This window comes from Pseudarthrobacter xylosi (genome assembly GCF_055412765.1).
In genome coordinates this window covers 247,001-263,825 of record NZ_JBVAYT010000006.1, presented here as the reverse complement: position 1 = coordinate 263,825, position 16,825 = coordinate 247,001, and the positions used below count along the sequence as shown (strand labels likewise).

Here is a 16,825-nt window from a genome sequence, read left to right as displayed (position 1 = left end):
CCAAAGTGTGAACGATGTCCCGACTCACCGGTGAAGTGTCAACTGTGAACGATGTCCCGACTCACCTGTGAACTATGTCGTGAAACTAGACACCCCCATCTCCACATTTTGAATGATTCGGGACATCCTTGCTGGATGAGCCGACATCAACAAGAAACACCCCGGTCTTCGGACCGGGGTGTTTTTCTTTGCCCGGGTTGTCGGCGCCGGTAAGACGCTGGAAAGTCGCTCGATGCCTGGGCCCCTGTCATCGAGTACGGCCAGTCATTTCAAGCGGCCATGTCTGCTCAAACTGAGTCGGGCTCCCAAGTTTCCACGTACTCTTTCCTAGATCGATCGTTCCTGGAAATAGTTGCAAGTAGCGACCCAACGCCAAGACAGGTAGTGGCTACTCTCGCAGCATTGGTCGGACGCAGATTAAGGTGACTGCATTGTGCGAGTGCGGACCGCCGAACCTGCCCAGCCGCAGGAGAGGGTTACCTGCAGGGCCAAGTCGGTTCTTCCGCCAGCACCGGGTAACACGGAGCAGAAGCGAGGGGACGATGGAAATTATGAATCGAATTCTGGTGCTGGGGGGCAGGCTACGGCAGTGGTCTGACCGTGAGCGCTCCTTGCTGCCCCCGTCGGTTGGAGAAAGACCAGGGAAGAGACAACTGCGACCACGGAGATGGTTGACGGCTCCGATCGCGGTTGCCCTGGTGTTCGGCAGCGCTTCTTTTTGGGCCATCCCCGCCGCCCACGCAGCGCCCGGTGGCATGATCAGCGTGACCTTTGACGACGGGTGGGCCAGCCAGTCCGACAATGCACTGCCCATCCTGAACAAGTACGGGATTCCGGCCACGATGTACATCATCTCGGGATCGGTCGACGCCGTCCCGACCTACATGACGCAGGACCAGATCAAGGCATTCGCCAACCGCGGTGACCAAATCGCGGCCCACACCGTCACCCACGTGGACCTGACCGCGCCCACAACCACCCCTGCCCAGGTAACTACCGAGCTGTCGCAGAGCAAGGCCACGCTGCAGCAGATGTTTGGTTCCTCGGCCGCGGTCGATTTCGCCTCCCCCTACGGGGCGTCCAACGCGACCACCACGGCGGCGGTGAAAAACTACTATTCCACCCAGCGCAACACCGACGAGGGGTACAACGCCAAGGTCGGCTTCGATCCGTATAACATCCTTGTCCAAAACGTCGTTTCCACCACCCCCAACACCACAGTGCAGGGTTGGATTGACACCGCAAAGACCAACGGCACCTGGCTGGTACTGGTCTACCACGAGGTGGGAGCGAGCATCGGCGGAGATATCTACAACACCCCAACGGCTACGCTCGACGCCCACATGGCGGCAGTGAAGAACAGCGGACTGGCCCTGGTCACCGTCCGGCAGGGCGTCGAGGCGCTGACCGGGACGACCCCGCCGCCCCCGCCGCCGCCGACGCCGACTGACGGCACGGCCGCCATCAATGCGGTGGCGACAGCCAACCCGATGCTGGGAGCTCCGTCCGGCGCCGTAGTCTGCGGGCTCATCAGCGGCGGCTGCTTCCGGAACTACGTAGCCGGGACCATCATGTGGTCCCCGGCGACGGGCGCTCACTATACTATCGGGGCCATCCGTCAGGCGTGGGCGGCTACGGGCTACGAGGGCGGAATCCTTGGATATCCGACCTCGAATGAAGTCGGTGGACTGGTCAACGGCGGCGTGTACCAGAATTATCAGCGGGGAACCATGATGTGGTCCCCGGCCTCTGGCGCACACTATACGGTTGGTGCCATCCGTGAAGCGTGGGCGGCTACGGGCTTTGAGGGCGGAAGCCTTGGTTACCCGATCTCTAATGAAGTCGGTGGACTCGTCAACGGCGGCGCTTACCAGCTGTATCAGCGGGGAACCATGATGTGGTCCCCGGCCTCTGGCGCTCACTACACTACCGGTGCCATCCGGCAGGCGTGGGCGGCTACGGGCTTTGAGGGTGGAACCCTTGGTTACCCGACCTCGAATGAAGTCGGTGGACTCGTCAACGGCGGCGTGTACCAGAACTTTCAGCGGGGAACCATGATGTGGTCCCCGGCTACTGGCGCTCACTACACCGTTGGTGCAATCCGGCAGGCGTGGGCGGCCACGGGCTTTGAGGGCGGAATCCTTGGTTACCCGACCTCGAATGAAGTCGGTGGACTCGTCAACGGCGGCGTGTACCAGAATTATCAGCGCGGAACCATGATGTGGTCCCCGGCTACCGGCGCTCACTACACTGTCGGCGCAATCCGCCAGGCGTGGGCGGCAACGGGCTACGAGAGGGGACGTCTCGGATATCCACTCAGTAACGAGTATGCCTCCGGAAGCGGTGTGGCCCAGGACTACCAGGGCGGCCGCATCAACTGGACCCTTGGAGGCGGCGCAGTCGTCACCTACAAGTGAGGACATAACTTGGCATACCCTGATATGTAGGGCGTTTTGGCCTTAGGCACAAGTGAGCGGCTCCCGGGTTTTCCTTCCCGGGGGCCGCTCACTCTGTGTGCCGGCCCCTACGTTCCCGGCCTCCGTGATCGGGTTCAGGGTTCTGGGACTGGCCGAGGAGTTCTGACTCGGTGTAAGCCTGAAGTAGGAGCCGCTGGACGAGCCGGTGAAGCGGGTCCTGACGCCGATCTTCACGGCGGGCCCGAGCACGCTCCTCATCCGGATGCAGTGCAGGCGCATCGACACAGCTACCCCGGGTGACGGTGTCCGTATGCCTTCCGTCAAGCGGTTTGCGGTGCCATTGCCGCGCAGATTGTCCCGTTTCAGAGAGCGCGTGGATGACGACGCAGTGCCGGCGTCCCCGATGGTCAGGTATGGTGGCGGCGGTCTTGATGCCGACTCCGGCATGGACGTCAACGGCACCGCCGCTTCGCCGCTGCCGTCGAAGACATAGTCCAAAGACAGGTCAATCAACGCCAGATGGAGCCAGAGGCATCCTGTTCACCGACGGCGTAGCCGTTCCGGGACTACGGGCCGCCCTACATTGGTTGTCCCCAATAGGATCCGGCGCAGCACAAGATCTGGAAGCCGGAGGCAGCAACGCCAGCCAGGAGGTGCGCCATGGACCAGGCGCGGGAACCCAGTTCTGCAGCGGCCGACGACGGTCCGCTGGACTCGTATTCGCAGACCGTCATGCGCGTGGCTGAGACAGTCACCCCGCATGTTGCGGCCATTGAAATGACCGGCAACCGACGCAACGGCCGTTTCCGCGTGGGCGCCGGCTCGGCGGTGCTCTTCACGGAAGACGGTTACCTGCTGACCAATTCACACGTCGTGGCCGGCACACACCGAGGCCACGCGGCCTTTGCCGACGGCAGCAGGACCGATCTTGAACTGGTGGGGGCGGATCCTTTGTCTGACCTCGCGGTGGTCCACGGCCGGGCTCCGAAGGTGGCCCCGGCGCAGTTCGGCGATGCCGAAACGCTGCGGGTGGGCCAGCTGGTCATCGCGGTGGGAAATCCCCTGGGCCTGGCCGGATCCGTCACGGCAGGCGTGGTCAGCGGCCTGGGCCGCGCCATTCCGGTGTGGTCCAGCGGCAACCGGCGCGTGATCGAGGACGTCATCCAGACCGACGCGGCACTCAATGCAGGCAGTTCCGGCGGGGCCCTGGCCGATACGCACGGACGCATCGTGGGAATCAACACCGCAGTGGCCGGCGCTGGGCTGGGCCTGGCCGTGCCCATCAACACCACCACGCGGCGCATCATCTCGGCGCTGCTGAAGGACGGCCGCGTCAGGCGCGCTTATCTCGGCGTTGTCAGCACACCCTTCCGGCTTAACGCCAGCGCGGTGATCAGGACGGGACAACGGGACGGGCTGCGCGTGGTGGAGGTCCTGGCCGGTTCGCCTGCAGATCGCGGGGGACTTCGGGCAGGTGACGTCATTGTGACAGCCGGAAGCCGCCCAGTCAGCAACGCCGAGAGCCTGCAGAAGCTGCTGTTCGCCGACGCGATTGGCCAGCCGCTGCCCATTCGGGTGCTGAGGGACGGCCAGGAAGTGGACATTGTGGCAGTGCCCGAAGAGATGGGTGGGACCGGCTAAACCGCTACCGGCGCTTCTTCAGGTGCGCTACCGGGTCCTGCGGGCCTTCAATCGGGCTCTTGGCTTTCTTCTCCGCGCGTTTTTCCTTGATGGTTTTAACTGGTTTCTTGTGCAGCTGCTGATGTGGGGACTTATCCGGCATGGCGTGCTCCTTACAACGTCGGGGGACGGGCTGCGTCCCACTTCGTAAAATACGCCTGTTCAGCCCCGAATGTAATGCCCCGGATCAGTCCGGAACTGCAACGTCCGCAATGCCCACAAAACGGGTCCCGACGCCGTCGAACTCGCTCCTGATGAGGCCCGCCCGAAGCGGGGGGACCTCAGCCGGGGAATGGTGCTCGCACACCACATACGTGAATTCCGGCCACCATTTCTTGGGCCGGGCCGCTTCCTCATAGCCGCAGACGGCGCATTCCAGGTGCACCCAGACCGGACGCTTGCCGGTCCTGTTGGCCCGCGACTGGATGAGCCATGCCGGGGGGTTGTCCAGGATGTCGCCCAGCTCCGCCTCAGTCAGTCGTTTCGGGATGCCATGGCGCTGGGCCATTTCCATCGGTACATCAAGGGCAATTGCCGCGTCGCGTCTGCTAATCATCAGAGTCAACGATACGGGACCGGGCCAAACCCGAAGTGCTTCCTACGACGCCAGTGCGATGCCCACAGCCGCTGCGGCGAAACCGGCGGCCAGGTTGGCGCCGACGTTCACGGCGGCGGCACCGAAGCGCGACTCACTCAGGAGCCGCACCGTAGCAGTGGTCCAGGAGCTAAATGTGGTGAGGCCGCCCGCAAGGCCGGTGGCGACGGCGGCCTGCCACTCAGGTGCAAGGCCGAGCCGCCCCGTGATGCCGATGGACAGTCCAATGATCAGGCACCCCGTGACGTTGACTGTCAGCGTGGCCCACGGCCAGTGCCGCGGAGTGCTACCGCGGCCGACGGCGCCGCGCAGCCCCGAATGGCGTGCGAACCAGCTGTCGACAGCGAAGCGCAGCAGTGCGCCTGCCATACCGAACACTCCCACGAGGACCGCGCCCATCATGCCGCAGCCCCCAACCGATCGGTGAGCAGCCGCCCGGCCCGCCAGCCGCCGGCCGCGGCGCCCAAGCCCAAGAACACGGACAGCCCCAGGTAAGCCATCCACACCGGATGTTCGCCGGCCCGGGCCAGCTGGTCAATCGAGAAAACCACCGCTGAGAACGTGGTGAACGAGCCCAGGAGTCCTGGCCCGAGGCCGGCGCGGAGCCAGAATGCCGTCTCTGGACGGGCCATCCACACCGTAGTGAGGGCGGCCAGCACAAAGCTGCCCGCCACGTTGATTCCCAGGGTGGTCCAAGGCAGTGCCCCCGCGGTTTCCGGAAACGCGAGTCCCAGCCCGTACCGGAGTTCTGTTCCGGCCAGGCCGCCCGCCGCAACAGCCAGCCAGGCACGCCAGCGCGGCACGCGGGGGTTCGTCATTCAGCTGTCGCTGAGGGTGCAGCCGGTGTGGGGGTGGTCGCTGTGGACCCAGAGCGCAGCGGTGACTTCATCCGCGAGATCGTAATCCCGCTTCCTGCCGGCGTTGCTGATCCGCACCACCAGCGCGCCGCCGAACGGCTTGCGGCCCACGACCTCCACCTCGGCGTCGAGATCGATTTCCTCGGCGGAAAGATACCGGAGCAGATCCGGGTTCTCGTCGCTGATGCGGATGATCCGGCCGGTGTGCCCGGGATCGAGTTCGCCGAGTAGATGGGCCGCTGGCAGCAGCACCGTGCCGTCCGCGGCCGGGATCGGGTCGCCGTGCGGGTCGCGTTGCGGGTTGCCGAGTTTCGCCGCCATGCGCTCGATAAACGTGTCCGACACCGCATGCTCCAGCAGTTCGGCTTCGTCATGGACTTCGTCCCAGCTGTAGCCGAACTCCTGCACGAGGTAAGTCTCAATAAGGCGGTGCCGCCGCACCATGGACAGTGCCAGCCGGACACCGGAGTCCGTGAGGGTGATGGCGCTGTAGGGCTTGTGGTCCACCAGGCCCTGGTCCTTGAGCTTGCGGACCATCTCCGAGACCGAGGAATTGGCCACCCCCAGGCGCTGCGCGAGCTGGGAGGACGTAATTGGTTTGTCCTGCCACTCCGTGAAGCCGTAGATGACCTTGACGTAGTCCTCGATCGAGGAGGAGGGCGCGCTGGTCTTCACGCCTCCAAGCCTACCCGGTGGTCCGCGCCCGTTACGCCTTCGTGCCCCGCCACGTCAGCGTCAGGTACGGCAGGCTGATGTCCTCTTCCACACCGTGCCCCAGATGTTCGTGCAGATACCAGTCCAGATTGGCCAGGACCTTGCTGCGGGTGTCTTCGCCGGCGCGCAGGTAGTAGCTGCGGGACTTCGTCAGTTCCATGATCTCCGCCGTGCTGAGGCTGTCCTCCCACCGCGTCACATGGCTCTCGAGGCCGTCAAACTCCGGTCCCACCACCGGGCGGAACCCGGGCTTGTAGACGTCGCCCGCGTGCATGATGCGGGACAACCGGTGCACCCACGGAACGGACGTGTCCAGCTGGTTCCAGATCAGCCCCAGCGTTCCGCCGGGGCGCAGGATCCGCGCCAGTTCGGTACTCGCGGGCAGCGGATCGCACCAATGCCAGGCCTGCGCAACGCTCACGACGTCGAACGAGGAGTCAGCGAGGCCGGTGGCCTCCGCGGTCCCCTGGGTCGCGTCCACCCCCTGGTAGTGTGCCCGCAGCTGGGCAAGCATGTCCGGGGACGGGTCCACGGCGGAAACCCCCAGGCCGCGTTCCAGCAGCAGGGCCGTGAACTTGCCGGTCCCGGCGCCCACGTCCACGGCGTCCGTGGCACCCGCCGGGATCAGCCAGTCCGCTGTTTCGGCCGGGTAGCCAGGACGTACACGCTGATAATGTTCGCCGCCGTCCTGGAAACTCTGTCCGAGTTCCAGGCGGCGTCCGTGCTCAAGCCTGGGGCCACCCCGTGCCACGTGCGGCCTCCTTCAACTGTGCCCATCGGTATCCTCCGAATTTACCGCATGGGCCGCCACCCGGTGGGCAGCAGTCAGGTCAGGAAGCAGGGACGAAAGGGTCGGTCAGTCGTCAAGGCACGGAGCTGCACCGGCAGTGCCGGGCGTGTTGGGCGCCCAGTGTGGGTAGGTGCGGGTGTCGTTGGCCGGAACCCATCGGCCCGCGTCCACCACGTAATCCCAGCCCAGGCCGGTCCGGCGAAGTTGCTCCAGTCCGGCGAGGAGCCGCTGGGCATCCTCCAGCCGGGATCCTACGCCGAAGCTTGCCCGCAGCGAACCTGAGGGAAGGCCGAGGCGCTTGAGGAGTGGGTGCGCGCAGAAGCGGCCGTCCCGGAGGCCAACGCCGTGCTCGGCCGACAGGTAGGCGGCCACGAGTCCGGCGTCGTACCCTGCCACGGAGAAGTTCACCACGCCGATGGTGCCGGTTTCAGCGTCCGTATCCGAGAAGATCTGGTGCACAGTGACGCCGTCGATCTTCCCCAGCCCGTCCACCAGGAATGACCTGATGGCCGCTTCGTGGGTGTGCCAGCGGTCGTGGTCCAGGGATGCGATGACCTGGGTGGCTCGGGCCAGGGTGGCCGCGCCCAGGACGTTGGGGGAGCCGCCCTCGTGCCGGGCCGGACCGGTGGCCCAGCTGACGCCGTCGAGCCTGGCCTCGCGGACGGCGCCGCCGCCGGCCAGGTGGGGAGTACCTGCGTCGAGCCAGTCGGTGCGGCCCACCAGTACCCCGGAGCCGAACGGCGCGTAGAGCTTGTGGCCGGAGAAGGCGAGGTAGTCGACGTCGTCGGCGCTGATATTGATGCGCCGGTGCGGTGCCAACTGAGCGGCATCCACCACGATCCGTGCTCCGTACTGATGGGCGAGTGCGGCCAGGGCCTTGACCGGGAGGATCTCGCCGGTGACGTTGGAGGCACCCGTGACCGCGAGGAGGCTCACGTTGCCCTGCTCAAGTTCGGCACGGAGGACCTCGAGGGTCCCCACGATGGTGTCCGCTGCGACGACGCTGCGGTGCGGGACGCCCTGCCACGGCAGGAGGTTGGCGTGGTGCTCGATGTCCAGGTAAAGGACATCGCCGTTGGGCCGTCCGTCCGTCGCCGGCAGGCAGCCCGCCAGCAGGTTGAGCGAGTCGGTGGTGTTGCGGGTGAAGATGACGGAGTCGTCCGGGCGGCCGCCCACAAAGTCGCGCACGATATTCCGGGCGTTCTCATAGACGGAGGTGCTGATCTGCGATGCAAAGCCGGCGCCGCGGTGGACGCTGGCGTAGAAGGGCAGGATCTCGTTGAGGTAGGCGGACACCACAGAGAGGGCAGGAGCGGACGCACCGTAGTCCAGGTTTGCGTAGCGGACGTGGCCGCCCTGGATCAACGGTGCCTGGATTTCCGCGCCGGTGACCGCGGAAAGGGGGCGCCCGGCTACGGCGGCGGCATCCTTGAACAGCGCAGCGGCGTTGTTGGGAGAAACACTGCTGGGGGAGACGGTGGCAGTTGTCACGGAGACCTCACTCGAAAAGGACTCCCGGTACCGGGAATCCGCGCTTGCCGTGTCCGTTCCGGACCGGCCTGGTCGTCACCCGGGGCACCCCACCGCGAATGGAGGGTTGCCGGCCAGCAAACCGGGGTTTAGCGCTGGCACTCGTGACCTGTTAAGAGCGTAGAACATGCGCCGGGGGGAGAAGGAAGCCCGGCCCAATGTTAAGGGCTTTGTTACGTGCGTTTGAGGTATGGAATATTTGTCGAAGATACGACGGCGGACGCCCCTATCAGGAGGCGTCCGCCGTCGATAATTCGAAAATTGACCTAAAGGAGGTCGTCCAGATCCGGGTTCAGCCGTTTGAGGACCTCTGAGTGCAGGATGGAGTTCGTGGCCAGCGCGTTGCCGCCGAACGGACCGTCCTGACCCTCCAGAGAGGTGAAGCGGCCGCCGGCTTCCACCACGATGGGCACCAGGGCAGCCATGTCGTAGAGGTTCAGCTCCGGCTCGCAGGCGATGTCCACGGAACCTTCGGCCACCATGCAGTACGACCAGAAATCACCGTAGGCGCGTGTGCGCCACACGTCTTCGGTCAGTCCCAGGAACTCATCCAGGTTGCCGCGTTCCTTCCAGCCGCCCAGGCTGGAATAAGACAGGGAGGCGTCCGAAAGTTGGGAGACGTCCGAGACCCGGAGCCGCGTTGCGGCGGCGAGCGACTTGCCCATGTAGGCGCCGGAACCCTTGGCGGCCCACCAGCGCTTGCCCAGCGCGGGGGCGCTGACAACTCCCACCACGGGTTCGCCTTCGTCCACGAGGGCGATCAGGGTGGCCCAGACCGGGACACCGCGGATGAAGTTCTTTGTGCCGTCGATGGGATCAATGATCCAGCGGCGGGAGCCGTGGCCGGAGCTGCCGAATTCCTCGCCCAGCACGGCGTCGCGGGGACGCGAACGGGAGAGCTGGCCCCGGATGGCTTCCTCCGCTGCCTTGTCCGCGTCCGTGACCGGTGTCAGGTCCGGCTTGGTCTCGATGCGGAGGTCCAGTGCCTTGAAGCGGCTCATGGTCTGGTCGTCCACGGAATCGGCCAGCACATGGGCAAGGCGCAGGTCATCGTTGTAGCTCGAAGCGGGTTGGATCATGGTTACAAACTACCGTCTCAGGGCCGTGGGGTTGGGGACGTCGGCTTTAGGCCGCTAGCCTATGCTGCCCAGTTCCTTGGTTTCCTGGCCCACCAGGCGGGGATCCGTGCCGAGTAGCCGGCGCAGTGACGCGAGCCGGGCCGGGCCGGTGGGGCCCGCTTTACCGTCCGCCACCCAGGCGTCCACTCCACAGTTGACGGCCGCCGTGTTGTGCTTGCAGCCACGCTCGCACGCATCCGTGCCCGGCTCCAGGTCCGGGAAGGACCGCAGGATCCGGTCCGGGTCCACGTGCGCCAGCCCGAACGAGCGGATGCCAGGGGTGTCGATGATCCAGCTCCCGGCGGGAGCCCCGGTCAGCTTCAGGGCAAGGGCCGACGACGAGGTGTGGCGGCCGCGGCCGGTCACCGCGTTCACCCCACCTGTAGCCCGTTCGGCCCCGGTGAGCGCATTGACCATGGTGGACTTGCCCACTCCGGAATGCCCCAACATGACCGAGACCTTGCCCTCGAGGTGCGCGCGGAGCTGCGAAACCGCATCACCGTCCAGGCGGGCAGAGAGGCCGTCATCGGAGCGGGCATCAATACCTGAGGCCTCGGAGTCCGACGTGCGGCTGATGATCACCGGGAAGTCGAGGTGCTCATAGTTGGACAGCAGTTCTGCGGGATCCTTGACATCCGCCTTGGTGACGAGCAGCAGCGGCTCGATGCCGGCGTCGTACGCGGCCACCAGGGCGCGGTCAATGAAGCCGGTGCGTGGCTCCGGGTTTGCGGCGGCCACTACCACCACCAGCTGATCGGCGTTGGCCACCACCGCACGTTCGATCGGATCAGTGTCATCGGCGCTGCGGCGCAGCAGGGTCCTGCGGTCCTGGATCCGGACCAGCCGGGCCAGGGTGTCGGGCTCCCCGGACACATCGCCTACAAGGGAGACGAAGTCGCCGGCCACCACGGGGGAGCGGCGCAGTTCGCGGGCCCTCGCTGCGATGATGATCCGCTCCTCGCCCGAGTCCTCACCGACGACGGCGGTGTACCGGCCGCGGTCCACGGTGATGATGCGGCCCGTGACGGCGTCATCGTGGCTGGGGCGGTCCTTCGTGCGCGGCCGGGAGCCCTTTTTGCTGGGCCGGATCCGGACGTCGGACTCGTCCCAGGAATCAGTGCTGCGGGCCACCAGTGGAACCTTCCGTGGCGTCGCCGGTGGCCGCGCCCTGGGCGAGCATGTCCGCCCACATCTGCGGGAATTCCGGCATGGTCTTGGCCGTGGTGGCGATGTCCTGGACCTCGATGCCCGGAACGGCGAGGCCGAGGATTGCGCCGGCAGTGGCCATCCGGTGGTCCGCGTAACTGTGGACGACGCCGGCGTGCAGCTTGGCCGGGCGGATCACCAAGCCGTCGCTGGTCTCTTCCGCGTTGCCGCCGAGGCGGTTGATTTCGGTGACGAGCGCGGCTAGCCGGTCCGTTTCGTGGCCGCGAAGGTGCGCGATGCCGGTCAGTCGTGAAGGTCCACTGGCCAGGGCGCAGAGGGCCGCCACTGTGGGGGCGAGCTCGCTGGTTTCGGCAAAATCCGCACCCTTGATCTCTGGTCCGCCGGTGACGGTCAGGACGCCGTCAGCCAAACTGACGTCTGCGCCCATGTCCGCCAGGATGCTGCGCCAGAGATCTCCCACCTGGGTGGTGCCGGTGGGCCAGTCCGGGATCCTCACCGTTCCGCCCGAGGCAAGGGCGGCGGCCAGGAACGGACCGGCGTTGGAGAGGTCCTGCTCGATGCGCTGGTCAAAAGCACGGATGGGGCCCGGGGCCACCACCCAGTGGTTTGGCACGGAATTGTCCACGGTCACGCCGACGCCGCGAAGTACGGCAACCGTCATGTTGATGTGGTCCAGGCTGGGCACCGGCTTGCCCACGTGCTCCAGGTGGAGTCCGTCAGTAAACCTGGCCCCGACCAGCAGGAGGGCGGAGACAAACTGGGATGACGCGCTGGCATCGATCACCAGGTGGCCGCCCCGGACTTCCCCGGTGCCTTCAACGGTGAACGGCAGTGACGAGGGGGTCCCGCCGTCGGACGCGGTAAGGGCCACCCCGAGGGCTTTCAGGGCCTCGATGATGGTGCCCATGGGGCGATTCCGGGCGTGGGGGTCGCCGTCGAACACACTCACGCCGTTGCGCAGCGCCGCGAGCGGCGGAACAAAACGCATCACTGTGCCGGCGAGGCCGCAATCAATGTGCGTAGTCGATGACGGCGCCTCCTGGCTCAGCGGCGTGACCTCAAGGTCCGGCCCGAAGGCGCCGTCGCCGGGCACCTCCGTGATGGTGGCTCCCAGCTGGCGCAGGGCGTCGATCATCAGGGCGGAGTCCCGGGAATGCAAGGGTGCGCGGAGACGGGACGGTCCGTCAGCCAGCGCAGCCAGGACCAGGAACCTGTTGGTCAGGGACTTGGAACCAGGGACCGTGACGGTGGCGTTGATAGGCCTGCTGGCGAAAGGTGCCGGCCAGTGGGGAACGGTGTGGCTGGAGACGTACTGATCCGTGGCTGCGGGCGGGGTGGAACCGGTCATCCGTCCTTACGCCCCCGTTGCGTGATCCACGGCGCGGCGCACGGCCTTGTCCGCCTTGTGGAGCTTTTGGCCGGTGGTCTTCCGGGCACCGGCAGCAGTCTTCCGGGCGTCCGCGGCCAGGTGCTCGGCACGCCAGGCCAGGCCCGGCTTGCCGGCGGTGTCCACGGAGGCAAGCAGGGCGCCGCCACTGAGGGACATGTTCTTGAGCAGCTGGTTCCGGCGGGCCTGGCGGCCTTCTTTGGTGCTGATGTCCGCGCTGCGCCACTCCACAAAGGTATTAAGGAGGGAGATGACGGTCAGCAATGATGCCGAGAGGCGGCTGAACTTACCCAGGCCGAACAGTACGCCGGCACCCACCTGCGTTCCGCCGATCACCCGTGCCAGCATCTTCTCGTCGGCCTGGAACGGCAGCGATGCGGCAGCCTTCTGCAGGAGCGGCGAGAGCTGGGTGGCGGTGTCATCGGCGTTCTTCAGCTTGTCCAGTCCGGCGACGACGAAACTGGAAGCCAGCATGGGGCGGGCGAGATTACGGACAAAGGACATGAATTTCCTCCTGGCTGGACGAACCGCACCGAATGCGGCGGAGTCCGTTCTAGTCTTGCACTTTTGAGGAATATTTGCCTGCCGCCAGCGGTTATGGATTGCGGGTCCGCTGAACACCGGACGAATTGACGCACCACGGATTGCCGGGCAGGTATTTGCCTGGAACACCCTGGCCTGAGACAGACTGGAGTTGCCCTTGAGGTTACTGAAGGACGGGACGGAACCCGCCGGGCCCGTAGCACTGCAGACTCTGGAATCCGATCCTCCGGAGTACGGAACGCCACGTGCCAAGGCCGTCACAGTAGACTTGAACGCGATGAGCACCCTGGATCCGGCCCTCGAGGCCATGTATGAGGCATCCGAACGAGAAGCCAAAACAAGCAGCGAAGCCAATGCCAGCAGCGAAACGCCGGCAGGAAGCGACGCGCAGCCTGAAGCGGGCGTCCCTGCGGCCGTCGAGGCCGTGTCCGACGAGCCTGTGGCCGCTGAGCGTGCGCCCGCTGAGCAACCCGTGGATGTGGCCACCGAGTCAGCGGAGGAACGCAGGGTCCGTTTTGAGCGTGATGCCATGCAGTACGTGGATCAGCTCTACTCGGCCGCCATGCGGATGGCCAGGAACCCCGCGGATGCTGAAGACCTGGTCCAGGAGGCCTACACCAAGGCGTTCTCAGCGTTCCACCAGTACAAGCCCGGTACCAATCTCAAGGCCTGGCTGTACCGGATCCTGACCAACACGTACATCAACCTTTACCGCAAGCGGCAGCGCGAACCGCTGCAGTCGAACTCGGACACCATTGAGGACTGGCAGCTTGCCAGGGCTGAGTCGCACACCTCCCGGGGCCTGCGATCAGCCGAGGCTGAGGCGCTGGACCACCTGCCGGACTCCGACGTCAAGCGGGCGCTCCAGGCGATTCCCGAGGAATTCCGGCTGGCGGTGTACTTCGCCGACGTCGAGGGCTTCGCGTACAAGGAAATTTCGGACATCATGAACACGCCGATCGGGACAGTGATGTCCCGGCTTCACCGCGGCCGGAAAATGTTGCGGGACATGCTGGCGGACTATGCCGCTGAACGAGGATTCAAAGGCGCCGTCGAATCACAGGACACGGCCGCGAGCACAAAACAGGAGAACAGGAAATGAGCGACTGCCAAGGATTAGGCGACTGCGATGACGCCAGGATGCAACGCATCTACGAATACCTCGACGGGGCATTGACCCGCGAGGACATCACGGAAATCAAGACCCACCTTGATGAGTGCCCTGAGTGCACCGAGCAGTACGACCTGGAATGCGTGATCCGCACCATGGTGAAGCGCTCGTGCACCGAGGCCGCTCCGGAAAACCTGAAGAACGCCATCCTGGACAGGATCCACTCCATCCGCCCGGTGGACGCCTGACACTAGCGCCACCCGCCTGCCCGGCACATGACTGCATGGCCGCTTGGCTGCGGTGATGCCCGCCAGCAGTACTATGGCCACCAGCAGTACTGCAGGGGCAAAAAGAACAGGGCAAAGACGAAGGACCCCGGAAGCCGTGTGGCTTCCGGGGTCCTTCGCTTAAACCGTTTTCCAAGCTTTAGCTTAGGCGTTGGGGCGCTTCCCGTGGTTCGCGCCGCCACGCTTACGGTCACGACGTTTACGTGCACGCTTGCTCATAGCTGGCCTCCTTAAATGTTGGTACTCAAAAGAGCTGCCCTCAAGTCTCCCACACCATGGGACACGCCGCGAAACCGAAACGGGCTGTGACCGGGGGCAACACGGTCCGGCGGCGCAGTTCAGCGGCACAGCGGGGCGGCTTAGCCCGGCGCTTCAGCCGGGCAGTGAGTTACGGATGGAGATGCGCGCCTGGTCCAGCACGGTCCTGACAGTTTCCAGCGTGACGGCGCTGAGCGGCTGCCGGGTGGCCTGCAGCCGCAGTTCCACGCGAAGGTCGTCCCGGAACGCCTGCAGCAGCATCTCCGCTTCCTTTAGCTCCCGGATCCCCTCCGACGACTGGCGGCCGACTCTCCTGAAATCGGCGGCCCGCGCCGTGGAACGGGCCGCCTCCGCTGTAGCCGCCAGGTCTGCCCGCAACCCGCGCATGTTGGCGCGGATATCCGACCGCAGGTTGTCCGCCAGGCGGCGGACGGAAGCGGAAATGTCGTTTTCGACGCCGGCGAGTTCCTCCCGGCGTTTGTTGAGTTCGGCAAGCCCCGCAGCAGTGATGCGGTAGTTGGTGCGGCGGCCAACTGACTCGGTGTCCACGAGCCCTTCTTCCTCCAGCTTCCCCAGTCGCGGATAGATGGTTCCTGCGCTGGGGGAGTAGGTGCCGCCGAAGCGTTCGCTGAGGGCTTTGATCAGTTCATAACCGTGTTTGGGCCCCGACTCCAGCAGTGCGAGCAGGTACAGCCGGAGCGCCCCGTGGGCGAACACCGGGGGCATCAGTGCCCCGCTTCCGGGCTTCTTGCGTCGTCGCTGCGGGCTGGCTGGCCATGGAAGATGGACGTCTTCCCGGACACTGAGTTAGTCCGGACCAGCATTAGTTTGCCGTCCGGTCCGGCAATGGTTTCCACCTTGCCGCCGGGCTGGGAGTACTGCTGGTCATCAATCACCACAACGCCGCTGGCAGACTTCGCCACGATATCCACCCCGACGTCGTGCGGCAGTCTGATGGTGAGGTCGCCGGAGACTGAATTGGCACCGAAATCGTGGGTGAAGCCGAGCAGGTCAAAACTCATGTCGCCGCTGACCGTGTGAGCCCTGATATTGCTGAACCGGCCAGACGCGGTGACCTCGCCGGAGACGCTCTTGGCGGTCAGGACGCCGTCGTGGTTTCGCGCGATGACCTCGCCGCTGACAGTGTTGACGTGAAGTTCCCCGGACGTTCCGTCCGCCATCACAGAACCCGAGACGGTATTGAGCCGGGTGTGCCCGCTGATTCCGGCGACTAGGCCATCGCCGCTGACCGTGCCGGCCTCCACCTCGACGCCGGCGGGCAGGGCAATGCTGATAACTGCTGAGTTGTTGCTGTTGTGGTTGACCGTGCCCATCAGGTTCTTGAACCAGCCCTGGGGGCCGTGCAGCTGATGGCGGACCTCAAGCCTGCCGTCCGTCAGCGTCACCGACACAGGATCTCCCTGCACCTCGTTGATCTCCACGCGAACAACGGCCTCTGAGTGCGTCACGACGTCGAACCTGCCGCGGACCATGCCCAGCTTCAGCGACCTGACGTGGTCAACGTCGATGGTTCGCGGACCTGTGACGGTCCAGCTGTCCTCTGTCATGAATCCTCCAAAATCGCGATATATCGTGACTGATATCCCAAGATACAGCGGGCCAACAGAACGAGTCAAGATATATCGCGATTAGGAAATTGAGAAAACCTATTCGGGGGCGTCCATGCCCAGCCATTGGAACCAGCCGCGGTGGAGGACCAGCCAGGCCATCAGGCCGTAGCCCGCCTGTCCGGGTGTGCCGGTATTGGCCGCGAGGTCCTGGCGCCACTGTTCGTGGTTCAGCAGCGGGGAGAACGTGTCCACGTAGAGGTGCTTGCGCCTGGTGGTGACGTCAGCGAAAGCGGTGTTGAGATCGGCGAGCCGGCGGTTCTGGACCGGGTCCAGCGTGGGCGGCGGTCCCACCACAAACACTTCGATCCGGTTCTGCGTGGCCGTATCCAGGATGTTGGCCAGGTTCAGGCGGCTCCGGGCGGTGGAAAGGCCGAACTCGATGTCCCGGCCCGAGAGGCCGATCACCAGGCGGTTCTCGTGGTGGTCGCCGAACCGCCGCCCGGCCTCCTCCTGCCAGCGGGCCGCCAGCCCTTCCGTTCCTTCCTGGGGACAGGGGAGGGCATACGCTTCCATGACCATGCCGTCCTGCGGAGTGCGGGCCAACACGCGGCCCAGCCAGCCGAGGGCCCTGGGATCGCCCAGACCGGCCAGCAGTTCATCTCCAACAGCTGCGATCCGCAGCTTCCTGTCTTCCACAAGTCCCTCTTAACGTCCGTGCCGATTGGGGCCAACCGGCGTGGCTATTATCCATCTTCATTAAACAGAACTGCCCGGCCGGAGTCTGGTATTTCGACGTCCGG

At 65.3% G+C, this 16,825-nt stretch carries 19 protein-coding genes and 1 riboswitch; of the genes, 4 read left to right on the top strand and 15 right to left on the bottom strand.

What is annotated here, in order from left to right; all coding sequences use genetic code 11:
* Positions 1-671 precede the first annotated feature (671 nt).
* The gene (locus ACZY1F_RS14925; protein ID WP_463942591.1) at positions 672-2,417 is read left to right on the top strand and encodes a polysaccharide deacetylase family protein; all 1,746 of its coding nucleotides are present in this window, start codon (positions 672-674) and stop codon (positions 2,415-2,417) included.
* 660 nt (positions 2,418-3,077) lie between these two features.
* On the top strand, positions 3,078-4,058 hold the full coding sequence (locus tag ACZY1F_RS14920; protein ID WP_463942589.1) for a S1C family serine protease: 981 nt from the start codon (positions 3,078-3,080) through the stop codon (positions 4,056-4,058).
* 4 nt (positions 4,059-4,062) lie between these two features.
* Here ACZY1F_RS14920 and ACZY1F_RS14915 read toward each other — a convergent pair whose 3' ends face one another.
* From ACZY1F_RS14915 to ACZY1F_RS14865, 11 genes are all read right to left on the bottom strand, one after another.
* On the bottom strand, positions 4,063-4,200 hold the full coding sequence (locus ACZY1F_RS14915) for a hypothetical protein (RefSeq protein ID WP_185260969.1): 138 nt from the start codon (positions 4,198-4,200) through the stop codon (positions 4,063-4,065).
* Between the two features lie 84 nt (positions 4,201-4,284).
* On the bottom strand, positions 4,285-4,653 hold the full coding sequence (locus ACZY1F_RS14910) for a hypothetical protein (protein WP_463942587.1): 369 nt from the start codon (positions 4,651-4,653) through the stop codon (positions 4,285-4,287).
* A 42-nt stretch (positions 4,654-4,695) separates the two neighbouring features.
* Entirely contained in the window at positions 4,696-5,094 is a 399-nt protein-coding gene (locus tag ACZY1F_RS14905) for a fluoride efflux transporter FluC (RefSeq protein ID WP_463942585.1), read from the bottom strand.
* On the bottom strand, positions 5,091-5,510 hold the full coding sequence (locus tag ACZY1F_RS14900; protein WP_463942583.1) for a fluoride efflux transporter FluC: 420 nt from the start codon (positions 5,508-5,510) through the stop codon (positions 5,091-5,093). The genes ACZY1F_RS14905 and ACZY1F_RS14900 overlap by 4 nt, the downstream gene beginning before the upstream one ends.
* On the bottom strand, positions 5,511-6,224 hold the full coding sequence (locus tag ACZY1F_RS14895; RefSeq protein WP_463942582.1) for a metal-dependent transcriptional regulator: 714 nt from the start codon (positions 6,222-6,224) through the stop codon (positions 5,511-5,513).
* A 31-nt stretch (positions 6,225-6,255) separates the two neighbouring features.
* Complete coding sequence (locus tag ACZY1F_RS14890; RefSeq protein WP_463942581.1) at positions 6,256-7,014, bottom strand: class I SAM-dependent methyltransferase; 759 nt, start codon at positions 7,012-7,014, stop codon at positions 6,256-6,258.
* 105 nt (positions 7,015-7,119) lie between these two features.
* The gene (locus ACZY1F_RS14885) at positions 7,120-8,544 is read right to left on the bottom strand and encodes an aminotransferase class V-fold PLP-dependent enzyme (RefSeq protein ID WP_463942579.1); all 1,425 of its coding nucleotides are present in this window, start codon (positions 8,542-8,544) and stop codon (positions 7,120-7,122) included.
* Positions 8,545-8,579: 35 nt separating this feature from the next.
* A riboswitch (SAM riboswitch) is annotated at positions 8,580-8,693 on the bottom strand.
* A gap of 156 nt (positions 8,694-8,849) precedes the next feature.
* Entirely contained in the window at positions 8,850-9,662 is an 813-nt protein-coding gene (gene hisN / locus ACZY1F_RS14880) for a histidinol-phosphatase (RefSeq protein ID WP_463942577.1), read from the bottom strand.
* 54 nt (positions 9,663-9,716) lie between these two features.
* Positions 9,717-10,832, bottom strand: coding sequence for a ribosome small subunit-dependent GTPase A (rsgA, locus tag ACZY1F_RS14875; RefSeq protein ID WP_463942575.1), 1,116 nt, complete (start codon positions 10,830-10,832; stop codon positions 9,717-9,719).
* Complete coding sequence (aroA, locus tag ACZY1F_RS14870; RefSeq protein WP_463942573.1) at positions 10,816-12,216, bottom strand: 3-phosphoshikimate 1-carboxyvinyltransferase; 1,401 nt, start codon at positions 12,214-12,216, stop codon at positions 10,816-10,818. The genes rsgA and aroA overlap by 17 nt, the downstream gene beginning before the upstream one ends.
* Before the next feature lie 6 nt (positions 12,217-12,222).
* Positions 12,223-12,759, bottom strand: a complete 537-nt coding sequence (locus tag ACZY1F_RS14865; RefSeq protein WP_463942571.1) for a DoxX family protein — start codon at positions 12,757-12,759, stop codon at positions 12,223-12,225.
* Positions 12,760-13,075: 316 nt separating this feature from the next.
* Here ACZY1F_RS14865 and ACZY1F_RS14860 point away from each other — a divergent pair, with 316 nt between their 5' ends.
* Complete coding sequence (locus ACZY1F_RS14860) at positions 13,076-13,900, top strand: sigma-70 family RNA polymerase sigma factor (RefSeq protein ID WP_463942570.1); 825 nt, start codon at positions 13,076-13,078, stop codon at positions 13,898-13,900.
* Positions 13,897-14,157, top strand: a complete 261-nt coding sequence (gene rsrA / locus ACZY1F_RS14855) for a mycothiol system anti-sigma-R factor (RefSeq protein ID WP_185260958.1) — start codon at positions 13,897-13,899, stop codon at positions 14,155-14,157. Before ACZY1F_RS14860 ends, rsrA begins: the two co-directional genes overlap by 4 nt.
* 183 nt (positions 14,158-14,340) lie before the next feature.
* Here the strand turns inward: rsrA and ACZY1F_RS14850 are convergent, their stop codons facing one another.
* The 4 genes from ACZY1F_RS14850 to ACZY1F_RS14835 form a co-directional block, all read right to left on the bottom strand.
* Positions 14,341-14,415, bottom strand: coding sequence for a 50S ribosomal protein bL37 (locus ACZY1F_RS14850; RefSeq protein ID WP_104061284.1), 75 nt, complete (start codon positions 14,413-14,415; stop codon positions 14,341-14,343).
* A gap of 153 nt (positions 14,416-14,568) precedes the next feature.
* Positions 14,569-15,180, bottom strand: a complete 612-nt coding sequence (locus ACZY1F_RS14845; RefSeq protein WP_463942568.1) for a PadR family transcriptional regulator — start codon at positions 15,178-15,180, stop codon at positions 14,569-14,571.
* Positions 15,180-16,022: a DUF4097 family beta strand repeat-containing protein gene (locus tag ACZY1F_RS14840; RefSeq protein WP_463942566.1), complete on the bottom strand. Its 843-nt coding sequence runs from the start codon at positions 16,020-16,022 to the stop codon at positions 15,180-15,182. The genes ACZY1F_RS14845 and ACZY1F_RS14840 overlap by 1 nt, the downstream gene beginning before the upstream one ends.
* A 99-nt stretch (positions 16,023-16,121) precedes the next feature.
* Positions 16,122-16,721 carry a GDSL-type esterase/lipase family protein gene (locus ACZY1F_RS14835; RefSeq protein WP_354153589.1) on the bottom strand — a complete coding sequence of 200 codons (600 nt, stop codon included), beginning with the start codon at positions 16,719-16,721 and terminating at the stop codon, positions 16,122-16,124.
* Positions 16,722-16,825 lie beyond the last annotated feature (104 nt).

Coding starts and splice junctions, on each gene's coding strand:
- ACZY1F_RS14920 (WP_463942589.1), top strand. CDS start 3,078: ATGGACCAGGCGCGGGAACCCAGTTCTGCAGCGGCCGACGACGGTCCG.
- ACZY1F_RS14915 (WP_185260969.1), bottom strand. CDS start 4,200: ATGCCGGATAAGTCCCCACATCAGCAGCTGCACAAGAAACCAGTTAAA.
- ACZY1F_RS14910 (WP_463942587.1), bottom strand. CDS start 4,653: ATGATTAGCAGACGCGACGCGGCAATTGCCCTTGATGTACCGATGGAA.
- ACZY1F_RS14905 (WP_463942585.1), bottom strand. CDS start 5,094: ATGATGGGCGCGGTCCTCGTGGGAGTGTTCGGTATGGCAGGCGCACTG.
- ACZY1F_RS14900 (WP_463942583.1), bottom strand. CDS start 5,510: ATGACGAACCCCCGCGTGCCGCGCTGGCGTGCCTGGCTGGCTGTTGCG.
- hisN (WP_463942577.1), bottom strand. CDS start 9,662: ATGATCCAACCCGCTTCGAGCTACAACGATGACCTGCGCCTTGCCCAT.
- aroA (WP_463942573.1), bottom strand. CDS start 12,216: ATGACCGGTTCCACCCCGCCCGCAGCCACGGATCAGTACGTCTCCAGC.
- ACZY1F_RS14865 (WP_463942571.1), bottom strand. CDS start 12,759: ATGTCCTTTGTCCGTAATCTCGCCCGCCCCATGCTGGCTTCCAGTTTC.
- ACZY1F_RS14860 (WP_463942570.1), top strand. CDS start 13,076: ATGAGCACCCTGGATCCGGCCCTCGAGGCCATGTATGAGGCATCCGAA.
- rsrA (WP_185260958.1), top strand. CDS start 13,897: ATGAGCGACTGCCAAGGATTAGGCGACTGCGATGACGCCAGGATGCAA.
- ACZY1F_RS14845 (WP_463942568.1), bottom strand. CDS start 15,180: ATGCCCCCGGTGTTCGCCCACGGGGCGCTCCGGCTGTACCTGCTCGCA.
- ACZY1F_RS14840 (WP_463942566.1), bottom strand. CDS start 16,022: ATGACAGAGGACAGCTGGACCGTCACAGGTCCGCGAACCATCGACGTT.